Source organism: Phytopseudomonas straminea (genome assembly GCF_900112645.1).
Taxonomy (GTDB): Bacteria; Pseudomonadota; Gammaproteobacteria; order Pseudomonadales; family Pseudomonadaceae; genus Aquipseudomonas; species Aquipseudomonas straminea.
This window is the reverse complement of record NZ_FOMO01000009.1, coordinates 141820-154878: the sequence shown is the minus strand read 5'-3', so window position 1 is coordinate 154878 and position 13059 is coordinate 141820. Positions and strand designations below refer to the sequence as shown.

At 63.9% G+C, this 13059-nt stretch carries 11 protein-coding genes and 1 pseudogene; 7 read left to right on the top strand and 5 right to left on the bottom strand.

The window, feature by feature from the left end; translation table 11 throughout:
* Positions 1-213: 213 nt before the first annotated feature.
* Positions 214-975: an SDR family NAD(P)-dependent oxidoreductase gene (locus tag BM279_RS19455; RefSeq protein ID WP_070885232.1), complete on the top strand. Its 762-nt coding sequence runs from the start codon at positions 214-216 to the stop codon at positions 973-975.
* A 24-nt stretch (positions 976-999) separates the two neighbouring features.
* Here BM279_RS19455 and BM279_RS19450 read toward each other — a convergent pair whose 3' ends face one another.
* On the bottom strand, positions 1000-2994 hold the full coding sequence (locus BM279_RS19450; RefSeq protein WP_093506474.1) for a methyl-accepting chemotaxis protein: 1995 nt from the start codon (positions 2992-2994) through the stop codon (positions 1000-1002).
* 194 nt (positions 2995-3188) lie between these two features.
* On the opposite strand from BM279_RS19450, the gene BM279_RS19445 reads away from it, so the two are divergent.
* On the top strand, positions 3189-3707 hold the full coding sequence (locus BM279_RS19445) for a GNAT family N-acetyltransferase (RefSeq protein ID WP_093506472.1): 519 nt from the start codon (positions 3189-3191) through the stop codon (positions 3705-3707).
* Positions 3704-4241: pseudogene (locus BM279_RS19440) on the top strand (GNAT family N-acetyltransferase). The gene BM279_RS19445 and the pseudogene BM279_RS19440 overlap by 4 nt, the downstream one beginning before the upstream one ends.
* Here the strand turns inward: BM279_RS19440 and BM279_RS19435 are convergent.
* From BM279_RS19435 to BM279_RS19425, 3 genes are all read right to left on the bottom strand, one after another.
* On the bottom strand, positions 4242-4508 hold the full coding sequence (locus tag BM279_RS19435; RefSeq protein WP_093506470.1) for a DksA/TraR family C4-type zinc finger protein: 267 nt from the start codon (positions 4506-4508) through the stop codon (positions 4242-4244).
* A 256-nt stretch (positions 4509-4764) separates the two neighbouring features.
* Positions 4765-5628: an isocitrate lyase/PEP mutase family protein gene (locus tag BM279_RS19430; RefSeq protein ID WP_093506505.1), complete on the bottom strand. Its 864-nt coding sequence runs from the start codon at positions 5626-5628 to the stop codon at positions 4765-4767.
* A gap of 149 nt (positions 5629-5777) precedes the next feature.
* On the bottom strand, positions 5778-6533 hold the full coding sequence (locus tag BM279_RS19425; RefSeq protein WP_093506503.1) for a substrate-binding periplasmic protein: 756 nt from the start codon (positions 6531-6533) through the stop codon (positions 5778-5780).
* A 273-nt stretch (positions 6534-6806) separates the two neighbouring features.
* Here BM279_RS19425 and BM279_RS19420 point away from each other — a divergent pair, with 273 nt between their 5' ends.
* The 4 genes from BM279_RS19420 to BM279_RS19405 all read left to right on the top strand — a co-directional run bounded on the left by BM279_RS19420 (position 6807) and on the right by BM279_RS19405 (position 10485).
* On the top strand, positions 6807-7535 hold the full coding sequence (locus BM279_RS19420; RefSeq protein ID WP_093506468.1) for a VC0807 family protein: 729 nt from the start codon (positions 6807-6809) through the stop codon (positions 7533-7535).
* A gap of 12 nt (positions 7536-7547) precedes the next feature.
* Positions 7548-7988: a YqaA family protein gene (locus BM279_RS19415; RefSeq protein ID WP_093506466.1), complete on the top strand. Its 441-nt coding sequence runs from the start codon at positions 7548-7550 to the stop codon at positions 7986-7988.
* Between the two features lie 210 nt (positions 7989-8198).
* Positions 8199-9152, top strand: a complete 954-nt coding sequence (locus BM279_RS19410; RefSeq protein WP_027903231.1) for a lysylphosphatidylglycerol synthase transmembrane domain-containing protein — start codon at positions 8199-8201, stop codon at positions 9150-9152.
* 67 nt (positions 9153-9219) lie between these two features.
* Positions 9220-10485 carry an Hsp70 family protein gene (locus BM279_RS19405; protein ID WP_093506464.1) on the top strand — a complete coding sequence of 422 codons (1266 nt, stop codon included), beginning with the start codon at positions 9220-9222 and terminating at the stop codon, positions 10483-10485.
* Between the two features lie 108 nt (positions 10486-10593).
* On the opposite strand, the gene BM279_RS19400 is transcribed toward BM279_RS19405, so the two are convergent.
* On the bottom strand, positions 10594-12897 hold the full coding sequence (locus BM279_RS19400) for a YgiQ family radical SAM protein (RefSeq protein ID WP_093506462.1): 2304 nt from the start codon (positions 12895-12897) through the stop codon (positions 10594-10596).
* Between the last annotated feature and the right edge of the window lie 162 nt (positions 12898-13059).

Sequence of the window (13059 nt, the reverse complement as noted above, 5' to 3'; positions counted from 1 at the left end):
GAGCGGTAAAAGCCCGCCACTGTACCTACGCGGTAGCTGCCCAAGCCGGTTATTCTTGCCGTCCGCCCATCCCACTTTCACCTGCCGGCCAACCCGCAGGCGCCAAGGGTGGCGAGGATCCGCGTCGACGAGCCCACTCCGGCAGTCGATCAGCACGAATCGCCCAGGCCACTGGCCGGGCGGTGTTCACTGACGACAGACAAGAGGCAGAACATGACCCAGGTAGTTTTCATCACCGGTGCCACTTCCGGCTTTGGCCGCGCCACCGCTCGCCGCTTCGCCGAGGCCGGCTGGGCGCTGGTGCTTTCGGGCCGCCGCCAGGAGCGCCTGGAGGAACTCAAGGCCGAGCTGGAGAGCAAGGTGCCGGTACATATCGCCACCCTCGACGTGCGCGATGCCACCGCCGTGCAGGCCCTGGTCGACAGCCTGCCGGCGCCGTTCGACAAGATCCACGCGCTGATCAACAACGCCGGCCTGGCCCTGGCGCCGGAAGCAGCGCAGAAGGTGGCCTTGCAGGATTGGCACACCATGATCGACACCAACATCACCGGCCTGGTCAACGTCACCCACGCGGTGCTGCCCAAGCTGCTGGAAACCGGCAAGGGCGCCAGCATCATCAACATCGGTTCGGTAGCCGGCGAATGGCCGTACCCGGGCGGCCACGTGTACGGCGCCAGCAAGGCGTTCGTCAAACAGTTCAGCTTCAACCTGCGCTGCGACCTGGTGTCCACTGGTGTGCGCGTCACCGACATCGCCCCGGGCATGGCGGAAACCGAATTCACCCTGGTGCGTACCAAAGGCAACCAGGCGGCCTCCGATGCGCTGTACAGCACTACCACGCCACTGAGCGCGGAAGATATCGCCGAGCAGATCTTCTACGTCGCCACCCTGCCTGCCCATATCAACATCAACCGCCTGGAAATCATGCCCAGCCGCCAGGCCTGGGGCCCGTTCGCGGTCGACCGCGACAAGTAATCGATTGACGGGCTCGCCTGCCCGTCACTTGGCCCCCTGACTCATCCGCGCGAGCCGCTGGGACAGCTCCTCAATGGCCCGGCCCAGCTCGCGCAAGGTTCCGGAATCGCGCGCGCCCTCTTCGCTGGCGCCGTGAATACGCACGGCCAGCTCGCTGATTTCCTGGGTCACGTGGCTCTGCTCCTGGGCCGCGACGGCGATCTGCTGGGCGCGCTGCACGATATCCTCGAAGCCATTGACCGTGCCCTCCAGGGTGACCGCGACGCCATTGGCCTGCTCGACCGCTTCGTGGGTACGTCGCACGCCAGCCTGCATGGTGGCGACGGTCTGGCCCGACGCATCGCGCAGTTGGCCGATCATCACCTGAATCTCGTTGGCCGACGCCTGGGTACGGCCGGCAAGCGTACGCACCTCATCCGCCACCACGGCGAAACCGCGGCCCTGCTCCCCGGCGCGCGCCGCCTCGATTGCGGCGTTGAGCGCCAGCAGGTTGGTCTGCTGGGAGATCGAGGTGATCACCTCGAGCACGCTGCCGACCCGCTCGATATCGCTACCCAGGCGACCGATTGCCGCCTCGGCCTGACCGATCTCCTCGGACAGCGCCTGGATCGACGCGCTGTTGCTACGCACGTTCACCTGGCCTGCGCGCGCCGATAGCAACGAACGCTCCGCGGTATCCGAACAATCGGTGGTATTGCCGGCCACTTCCTGGGCACTGGCCGACATCTCGGTGATGGCGGTGGCCAACAAGGCATTGTCTTCACGCTGGGTTTCGGCCCGCTCGGCGATGGCCTGCGACAGGCTTGCCAGCTCGGCAGCCTGGCGCTCAAGCACGCGAGATTGTTCCGATATATCGAGCAGCATGTTGCGCAGCGAGCCGGCATAGCGATTCACCGCCGAGCGCAACGCACCAATTTCGTCACTTCGACCGACGGGCAACTCGCTTCCACCACCCTCACCGAGCTGCTCGATCTGCGCGGTGGTTTCTTCGATCTGCGCCAGCAAACGACGCCCGGCGAACCACGCCAGGCCGAGCAACACGGCCAGCAAGGGCAGCAGGAAGAGCAGAAGTTCTCCGGTCAGGCGATGACTCAGCCCGGCGACCTGGCCCTCGGGCGTGACGAGCCCGAGCTGCCAACCGGTATCCCCCAGGGGCGCGAAGCTGACATAGGCGCGGCCCTGCAGGCGCACGTCGTAGTCGAGCATGCTGGTCGGTGTGCCGGCGCGCGCGGCCTGCAAGGCAGCCTGCAACGGTGCGACCGCAGGATCACGCTCCACCAGCCCGGCCATGGTAGGCAGCCCACCGGTGGCCTTGGCATCCGGGAAGAACAACAGGTTACCGGCCCGATCGACCACGAAGGCATAGCCGCCGGTGACGTTGCCGCGCTCGCTCAGGAACGTGGCCAGGCCGTCGAGGCGCAGATCCACCGTCGCCACGCCGGCAAACTTCCCGCTCAGTTGATAGGGCACGCTGCAGGTGGTCATCGCCACGCTGGTCACCGGATCGAGATAACCGTCGGACCACACGCAACGACCAGGTGCGGACGAGCGCGCCGCGCTGTACCAGGATTCCTGCTGATAGGGCGGCGCGGAGGCGGCGTTGTAATCGCCACTGTACTCGAGACCGCCGCTCGCACTACGCGCCCAGAAGAAGCTGCGCAGCGCCACGCCGCTCTCGAAGGCACCCGGCTCGGGCCACAGGCCGCCACCGGCGATGGCGGCATTACCCTGGCTGTCGATCACCCCCGGCAGCACGTTGCGCACCAACTCGGCGTCCCGCGGCAAGGCCTCGGCCAAGTGCGCCAGGCCCGCCGTGGTGCCCTGGATTTCGCTGAGTTGCAGGGCCAGCTGGCGCGCCAGCGCAGCGGCAGCCTGCTCGGCGGATGTCACCCCGACCGCCATCAGTTGTGGTTTGCCACGCAGCGCCATGACCGAATAGACCGCCAGGGCGGTCAGGCTTAGCAACAGCAGTACGCCTACGGTCATCCGCTTGGCCACAGTCACCGGAAACAATGCCATGTCGTTTCTCCGCTGTTATCAGGGCTTCTCAACCGAACTGCACGACTATTGATACTAGGGCTATCTGCCATTACAGCAAGCGTTTCTCTGCGATAAACCGCTCAAGCTCGGGCAATCCACGATTGCCTCCGACGAGCGCCCAGACCGATACTGACCGCCGCGACTTATACCTCCATCTGCACCCGAGTTTGCCCATGTCCATTGCCATACGTAACGCCGCTGCAGACGACCTGCCCGCCCTGCTCGCCATCTACAACGATGCCGTGCTCAACACCACGGCCATCTGGAACGAGCGCCCCGTGGACCTCGCCAATCGCCAGGCCTGGTTCGAGGCGCGCGGCGCCCAGGGCTATCCGATCCTAGTGGCGGTCGATGAGGCGCAACAGGTGCTGGGCTATGCCTCGTTCGGCGACTGGCGGCCCTTCGAAGGCTTTTGCAATACCGTCGAGCATTCCGTGTACGTGCGCCACGACACCCGCGGCCGGGGTCTTGGCCCGCTGCTGATGCAGACGCTGATCGAGCGGGCACGAGAGGTCGGCAAGCACGTGATGGTCGCCGCCATCGAAAGTGGCAACGTCGCCTCGGTGCGCCTGCACGAGCGGCTGGGTTTCAGCGTCACCGGGCAGATGCCACAGGTCGGCTGCAAGTTCGGCCGCTGGCTGGACCTGACCTTCATGCAGCTGATCCTCACGCCGCAGCGCAGCACGCCATGATCCTGCAGATCCGCCAGCTCGACGAAGCCGGTTTCGACGCCTGTCGGCAAGGGCTAATCGCCTTGTTGATCGATGCGGTGGCCAACGGTGCCTCCGTCGGTTTCCTGGCCGATATCGACACCCGGCAGGCGGACGCCTACTTCGACGATGTGCGCCGTGCGCCGTGCGCTTTGCAGCGGCGCGCTGGCGATCTGGATCGCTGAAGAGCATGAAAAAGTGCTGGGTTCGGTGCAGCTCAACCTGTGCCAGAAACCCAATGGGTTGAATCGCGGCGAAGTGCAGAAATTGCTGGTGCTGAGCAACGCGCGTCGCCGTGGTATTACCCGGCTGCTGATGCAGCAACTTGAGACCCGTGCCAGGCAACTGAAGCGAGGTCTACTGTATCTGGACACCGAGGCCGCTAGCGAAGCCGAACACCTTTATCGCGCGCTGGGCTACACCACGATCGGCGGCCTGCCCGATTACGCCTGCGGGCCGGACGGCCAGTACCGAGCCAACGCCATCTACTACAAGACTCTCTTTCGGCCCAGCTGACTACCGCAGTTGGCTGTCCTTGCTGCCGCGACGGTTGAAACCTCCGGCCTTTGCCTGTTCCTGGTCAGCATGGGCCTGGCAGTTCACGCACAGGCGCACGCCGGGAACGGCCTGGCGTCGCGCTTCGGGAATCGGCGCATCGCATTCTTCGCAATGGGTCAGGCTCTCGCCTTTGGGCAGTTGACTGCGCGCGCGCTGCACGGCGTCTTCGATGGTGCTGTCGATCTGCTCCTGCACGGCGCCGTCTTGCGCCCAACCGGTGGCCATAGCGTTCTCCCAATGAGCGGGCTGATGAAATCCCAGGCAATGCCACGAAAACAGACGAAGCGCCTGGTTCACGTGGTGCAAGGGCCTATTGCTTGGACTCGTGTACGAGCCGTTCAACGCAGCAGTATTTCAACAAGCTGATGGTGGTGCTGGCTCGAAGATAGGAGCGTGAGGCAGGGCTTGGCAAGGGCGGCCGACGGCGGACGAATCGGCTCGCGTTGCGCGGCCGCTGTCCGGCGTGGCAGGTGAAGCGGGGTTATTCCTTGACGTTCATGAACTCGTCGGCCCAGGCCACGTAGTCCTCTGGCTGGGTGTACTTGTGCGCGAGCTCCGAGGCGCTCAGGTCACTGGCGACGGCGTTGCGCTGCTCGCGCAGGCAGTCGTAAGTGGCCTTGATGGCCGCGAAGTAAGCCGCATGGCCGTTGACCACGATGCGCACGCCCAGCTTGGCGAGACGCTCGTTATCGCGCAGCTTGGGGTTGCCGTAGGTCACCAGCATCAGCGGCACGCTGAGGTGCTCGGCGATCTTTTCCAGATGCTCGAAATCCTCGACACCGACCATGCAGATGGCATCGGCACCGGCCTTTTGATAGGCCACGGTACGTTTGACCACTTCATCGACGCTGAGCACGCCGGCGTTGGTACGGGCGATGATCGCCAGGTCCGGGTCTACACGCGCTTCAAGGGCCGCACGCACTTTGCCGACGCCTTCGGCGACGCTGATCAGATCGGTCGACTTGCGGTTGAATTGGGCGGGCAGCAGGGTGTCTTCGATGGTCAGCGCGGAGATGCCGGCGCGTTCCAGCTCGACCACGGTGCGCATCACGTTCAGGGCGTTGCCGTAGCCGTGGTCGGCATCGGCGATCACCGGCAGGCGGGAAACCCGGTGGATGCGGGTGGCCTGCTCGACGAACTCGCTCAGGGTGATCAGCGCGAAATCCGGCGCGGCGAGTACCTGCAGGGAGGCCACCGAGCCACCGAGAATGCCGACTTCGAAACCGAGGTCGCCGGCGATGCGCGCGGACATCGGGTCGAAAACCGAGGCGGTGTGGTAACAGGCGCCCGAAGCCAGCAGGGTGCGGAAGGCGCGCCGCAGTTCATGATGGGAAGCACGTTGCATATTGGTCATAGGCATTGTCCAAACGTCGAATGAATCGGGTGCCCGACGGCCTTGTCCCCTGCCGTCTGAAGCGAATTCTTGTGCTGTGCCGCGAGCGATGGCCGGCTGTTGTCGGCTGCTGCTCGCCTCGCAGCAATTTTCCCGCCAACTCAGCGCAGTGCGGCGGGAAGCTCTACATGGGGGAGCCACTGGCGGAAAATCGCCGAGAATCCCCCATCACGGCGCATTTCCGCCAATTTTGCCTGCCAGTCAGCAACCACTGCCGGATCGGTGTCCAGCGAGAAGGCGATGTAATACGAAGACTCCATGAACACCATCTGCGGCTGCACATCCGCCGGTTCAAGGCCTGCCGGGGCGAGCATGTCGCGTAGCAGGAGGTCTTCCAGCAGGATCAGGTTGCCGCGGCCATGTGCGAATAGCGTGACCATGGTCTGTGGCGTCGGCACGCCATACAGATTCGGCAGCCCCTTGGCCTGCAGCGCCTCGTAGCTGTACCACTGTTTGGGTACCGCCAACGGCCCGCTGGCCGCCACATCATCGAGGCTGTTCACCTGCATGCCCCGCGACTTCAGCGAATAGAAGCGTACTTTGCCATGCAATATAGGCCCCACCCATTGAAAACGCTTTTCACGCTCAGGCGTACGCACCATGGCGAACAGCGCAATATCCGGCTCACGCTGGGCAATCGTGTAGGCGCGGGTCCAGGGCATCATCTCGATCTGCGCGTGGGCGCCGGTTCGCTCGATCAGCTCACGCACCACATCGACGCCAAAACCGCGTAGCTGCCCATCCTGCATGAACGCCGTGGGTGGCCCCGGCTCAGTGAGAATGCGCAGCTCGGCGTGGGCGCGAGTGCACAGCAGCAACGCGACGATCAACACACCGTAGCAACGCAGCGGGCCCATCAGGCCGTACCCCCTGAACGCGAAAACGCAGTCGGCTGCCAGGCGGCGAATTGCACTGTCGATGCACGCCTTGCAGCTAAAGCCGGCAATTTTACCCCAGTAACCGGCCAATTTCAGCAAGCAGGCGAACGCAGGCATTAGAGGCCGACAGCTTATCCGATTGCGCCCAATACAAATGGCCGAAGGACTTTGTGGCCATTGCAACGACAATCGGGCTGGCGCCAGCGCTTCAGGCAGGCGATCATCGGCGCTCGCCCATCAACGCGCACCGACATGACCGACACCACGCAAATGCCCGCCCCGTCGCACAAACCCCGCCCGTTCATCGACCTGCTGATCAGCATCGTGATCCCCTCGCTGATTCTCATGAAGCTCAGCGGCGAAGCCCGCCTGGGCCCGGATGGCGCACTGGTGCTGGCTCTGGCATTCCCGCTCGGTTGGGGCGCGTTCGAGCTGATCAAGTACCGTAAATTCAACTTCGTCGCCCTGCTCGGTCTGGTCAGTGTGATCCTCACCGGTGGCATCGGCCTGCTGCACCTGGACAACCAGTGGCTGGCGATCAAGGAAGCGGCGATTCCCGGGCTGATCGGCATTGCCGTACTGGTCTCCACGCGCACTCGCTACCCGCTAATCCGCACGCTGCTGTTCAACAAAACGGTACTCAACGTCGACAAGATCCATGAGCGCCTGGAGCAGGGCGGGCACACACCGCGCTTCGAAACCCGACTGATGCGCGCCACCTACCTGCTCAGCGGCACTTTTTTCTTCTCCTCGGTAATGAACTACGTGCTGGCCAAGTGGATCGTTACCAGCCCGGCTGGCAGCGAGGCGTTCAACGACGAACTGGGTCGCATGACCCTGCTCAGCTACCCGATGATCGCCATCCCGTCGATGATCATGCTGATGGCCATCTTCTATTACCTATGGCGCACCATCCATGACCTCACCGGCCTCAAGCTGGAAGAGATCATGGCCAATAGCGAAACTGACAAGCAGCCCTGACAGCTCAGCGCTTTGCCGGATTTCTACGCCTATTTCGGGCTGTTCGCCGCCGCATTCGGCGCAGCGACGCTGCTGCCCCTGCAATCCGAGGCGCTGCTCGTCGGCCTGCTGCTCGGCAGCGCGCAGCCGGCCTGGGCTCTGGTACTGTTCGCCAGCGTAGGCAACGTGCTGGGCTCGCTGGTCAACTGGTGGTTGGGGCTTTATCTGGAGCGTTTCCGCGACCGCCGCTGGTTCCCGGTCAACGAACGGCGCCTGCAACAAGCGCAGCATTGGTACGGCCGTTATGGTCGTTGGTCGCTGCTGCTGAGCTGGCTGCCAGTGATCGGCGATCCGCTGACCCTGGTCGCCGGCATCATGCGTGAGCCGCTGTGGCGTTTCACGCTGATCGTCGCCTTCGCGAAAACCCTGCGTTATGCCGTGCTGGCCGCAGCCACACTGGGTTTGAGCCTGTAAAAAGACACACTCGGTAACGGCCTGCAAACCGGTGCCAGTTGAGCAAGCGGCCCGCCTCCGGGATACTGCGCACCCTGTACACCCACATCCCGCCGGGACATACCCCGGGAAAGGGCCTGAACGATGGGTACGACAGCCCATCGAATGCAGAGTCGACTGTCCGCAAAGACGTGAAACAGGGGATCGCCGTTGCAAGGTACCAAGCCCACGATGAAACGCAGTGACCTGATCTGGACGCTGATCGGGTTGTGCGCCGTGGTCGCGTCCTGCTTCCTGCTCTACCGCGAAGTGCGCAATATCTCCCTCGACGAGATCGCCGGCAGCCTCAAGGCCATCCCGCACCTGAACTGGATTCTCGCCGCCATCGCCACCCTTGGCGCCTACTCGGCACTGGCCTGGTACGACCGCATCGCCGTCGCTCACCTGGGCAAGAAGATCTCCTGGCGCTTCATCACCCTGTGCTCCTTCACCACCTACGCCCTGGCCCACAATATCGGTGCTTCGGTGTTCTCTGGCGCCGTGGTGCGCTATCGCGCCTACCGCACCAAGGGCCTGACGCCCCATGAAATCGGCATCCTGATCGTCTTCTGCTCCTTCACCTTCGCCCTCGGCACGCTGCTGGCCAGCGGCTGCGTACTGGTGCTGCAGCCGGATCTGATCCACCGCGTACTGAACGTCACCCCACTGGTTTCGGTGGCCATTGGCGGTCTGCTGTTGCTGCTGGTCGCCCTCTACGTGCTGGGTTCCTGGCTGCAGTTCAAACCCTGGAAGTTCGGCAAACTGCATGTCGAATACCCACGCCTACGCATCGTCGGTCGCCAATTGCTGGCCGGCCCATTGGAGCTGGCCTGCGCCGCGGCGATCATCTACTTCGCCCTGCCCGAAGCCTACAACCCGGGCTACATGGTGGTGCTCGGCGTATTCCTGGCGTCCTTCTCCCTGGCCCTGCTGTCCCATGCGCCGGGCGGCCTGGGCGTGCTAGAAGTGAGCTTCCTGGCGGCCCTGCCGGAGATTCCGGCGCCGGACGTACTGGCCGCACTCATCGTATTCCGTGGCTTTTACCTGCTGCTGCCGTTCGCCCTCTCGCTGCTCGTGGTGCTCGGCTTCGAGTGGGGCCAATGGCGCGAACGCCGCGGCGAAGTGCAAAATCCTCCACTGCCCTGACGAAGCGGCAGCACTGCCCGATCATTTCGCCTAGAATGCGCGGCCGTTTTTTCAGGAGCCGCGCGACATGCCTCTTTCCACCCCTGCCCGCGCCTGCGGTATCGACTTCGGCACCTCCAACTCCACCGTAGGCTGGTTGCGCCCGGGCGGCGAAACGCTGATCCCGTTGGAAGACGGCAAAATCACCCTGCCCTCCGTGGTGTTCTTCAATCTCGAGGAGCGCAGGCCGGTCTATGGTCGCCTGGCCCTGCACGAGTACCTGGAAGGCTACGAAGGCCGTCTGATGCGCTCGCTCAAGAGCCTGCTGGGTAGCAAGCTGCTAAAAAGCGAAACCGCGGTGATGGGCAGCGCCCTGCCGTTCAAGGACCTGCTGGGCTTCTTTATCGGCGAACTGAAGAAACGCGCCGAAGCGGTGGCCGAACGCCCCTTCGAAGCCGTGGTGCTGGGCCGCCCGGTGTTCTTCGTGGATGACGATCCGGCCGCCGATCAGGAAGCCGAAAACACCCTGATCGCCGTGGCGCAGAAGCTCGGTTTCAAGGACGTGTCCTTCCAGTACGAACCAATCGCCGCGGCCTTCGACTACGAGTCCAGCATTGAGCGCGAAGAGCTGGTGCTGATCGTCGATATCGGCGGCGGCACCTCGGACTTCTCCCTGGTGCGCCTGGCACCGGAGCGCCGCCAGCTGGCCGAACGCCAGGGCGATATCCTGGCCACGGGCGGCGTGCATATCGGCGGTACCGACTTCGACAAGCAGTTGTCGCTGGCCGGCGTGATGCCGCTGTTCGGCTATGGCAGCCGGATGAAGAGCGACGCGCTGATGCCCACCAGCTTTCACCTCAACCTGGCGACTTGGCACACCATCAACATGGTCTACTCGGCCGCCTCGCAGCGGGCGTTGCAGAACATGCGCTACGACATCGTCGACCCGACCGGCATCGACCGCCTGTTCAAGCTGATCGAGCAGCGCGCCGGCCACTGGCTGGCGATGCAGATCGAAGACAGCAAGATCGCCCTGACCGAGCACCAGCAGCACCCCATCGACCTGCAACGCATCGAAGATGGCCTGCGCGCCGAGCTGACCCGCGGGCTGTTCGAGGACAGCATCGCGGCGCTGCTCGAACGCATTCGCAGCAGCGTGGCCACGCTGCTCAGCGATGCTGGCGTGGCCCTGGAGCAAGTCGATACGGTGTTCTTCACCGGCGGCTCCAGCGGCGTGCCGGCCCTGCGCCAGAGCGTGGCGGCGCTGCTGCCCAACGCCCGGCATGTAGAAGGCAACACCTTCGGCAGCATCGGCAGCGGCCTGGCCATCGAAGCGAAGAAGCGTTACGGCTGACAGCTGGGAAGGGGCGGCGATAAGTTTGTGGGAGCGCGCCATGCGCGCGACTCGCGGGCATGGGCTAGACGCCTCCGCCCGCTCCCACCGGATAGCTGACTACCTGCCTTAGCGCGGCGCTACCGGACGCGGCTTCTTCTTGCCGCTAGCCCCTTTCCCGCCGCCCTTGCGCTGCTCCTGCAGCCGGGCTTCGGCCGCTGCTTTGGCCTGCTCGCGCTTGTCCCAGGGCTTGCTGCCGTCGCTGCCGCGCGGCGGCAGGCCGGTGTGCTGGGTGAGGATACGCCCGCCAGCAGGCTTGGCTGCCTGACCGACCTTCTTGCTACCTGCCGGCGTCGAGTTCTTGCGGCGCGCGCTCTGATACTCGTCGGTCTTGGGCTGGTAGGTCGGAATCAGCTGGTGCTTGCCGTTGCCGATCAGGTCGGCGCGGCCCATACGCTCCAGCGCCTCACGCAGCAGCGGCCAGCCCTTCGGGTCGTGGTAACGCAGGAAGGCCTTGTGCAGACGGCGCTGCTGCTCGTTCTTGACGATCTCCACGCCATCGCTCTTGTAGGTGACCTTGCGCAGCGGATTCTTGCCCGAGTGGTACATGGCCGTGGCGGTAGCCATCGGCGACGGGTAGAAGGCCTGTACCTGGTCGGCACGGAAACCGTTGCGTTTGAGCCACAGCGCGAGGTTCATCATGTCCTCGTCGGTGGTACCGGGGTGCGCGGCGATGAAGTACGGGATCAGGTACTGTTCCTTGCCCGCCTCCTTCGAGAACTTCTCGAACATGTGCTTGAAGGTGTCGTAGCTGCCGATGCCCGGCTTCATCATCTTGTCCAGCGGGCCGCGCTCGGTGTGCTCCGGGGCGATCTTCAGGTAACCACCAACGTGGTGGGTGACCAGCTCCTTGACGTACTCCGGCGACTCGACGGCCAGGTCGTAGCGCAGCCCCGAGGCGATCAGGATCTTCTTCACGCCCGGCAGCGCGCGGGCCTTGCGGTACAGCTCGATCAGCGACGAATGGTCGGTATTGAGGTTCTCGCAGATACCGGGGAACACGCACGACGGCTTGCGGCAGTGCTTTTCGATCTCCGGGTCTTTGCAGGCGATGCGGTACATGTTGGCGGTCGGCCCGCCGAGGTCGGAGACCACGCCGGTGAAGCCCGGCACCTTGTCACGCATCTCCTCGATCTCGCGGATGATCGACTCGTGGGAGCGGTTCTGGATGATGCGGCCTTCGTGCTCGGTGATCGAGCAGAAGGTGCAGCCGCCGAAGCAGCCACGCATGATGTTCACCGAGAAACGGATCATGTCGTAGGCCGGAATCTTCTCCTTGCCATACGCCGGATGTGGCACGCGCGCATAGGGCATGCCGAACACGTAGTCCATTTCCTCGGTGGTCATGGGAATGGGTGGCGGGTTGAACCACACGTCCACTTCGCCATGCTTCTGCACCAGCGCGCGGGCGTTGCCCGGGTTGGTTTCCAGGTGCAGCACGCGGTTGGCGTGGGCGTAAAGCACCGGGTCGTTGCGCACCTTCTCGAAGGACGGCAGGCGAATCACCGTCTTTTCACGCTCCAGGCGCGGGTGCGAAAGCAGCTGCACCACCTTGGCTTCGTTGGGATCCTCGACTGGGCCTTTTTCCTGCTCGATGGCGCAGGCTTCGGTGTCCTGGGTGTTCACGTAGGGGTTGATGATCTTGTCGACGCGACCCGGACGGTCGATACGCGTCGAATCCAGCTCGAACCAGCCCGCGGGCGTATCACGGCGGATAAAGGCGGTACCGCGAATGTCGGTGATGGTATCAATGGACTCGCCACGGGACAGGCGCTGGGCCACTTCGACCACCGCACGCTCGGCGTTGCCGTAAAGCAGGATGTCGGCAGTGGCATCCATCAGGATGGAGCGGCGCACCTTGTCCTGCCAGTAGTCGTAGTGAGCGATGCGGCGCAATGAAGCCTCGATGCCGCCGAGCACCACCGGCACATGGCTGTAGGCTTCCTTGCAGCGTTGGCTGTACACCAGGCTGGCGCGATCCGGGCGCTTGCCTGCCAGGCCGCCGGGCGTGTAGGCGTCGTCGGAGCGGATCTTCTTGTCTGCGGTGTAGCGGTTGATCATCGAGTCCATGTTGCCGGCCGCCACACCGAAGAACAGGTTCGGCTCGCCGAGCTTCATGAAGTCGTCTTTGGACTGCCAGTTCGGCTGGGCGATGATGCCCACGCGAAAGCCCTGGGCCTCCAGCAGACGACCAATGATCGCCATGCCGAACGACGGATGATCGACGTAGGCGTCACCGGTAACGATGATGATGTCGCACGAATCCCAGCCGAGCTGATCCATTTCCTCCCTGCTCATTGGCAGGAACGGCGCCGGGCCGAAACACTCGGCCCAGTATTTGGGATAGTCGAACAGCGGCTTGGCGGCTTGCATGGCGGTAACCGTTTTTGATCAGGAATTTCACGGGGCGCGGAATATAGCACAAATTTTAACCAAACCCGACTGCTGCGCTAGGTTGTACCGGACATCCGATAGCAGGCAGTCCGCTTCGCTCTGGTCATCAAAAACCCCAGCTTTGGGTGTAGGCTTAGGCTT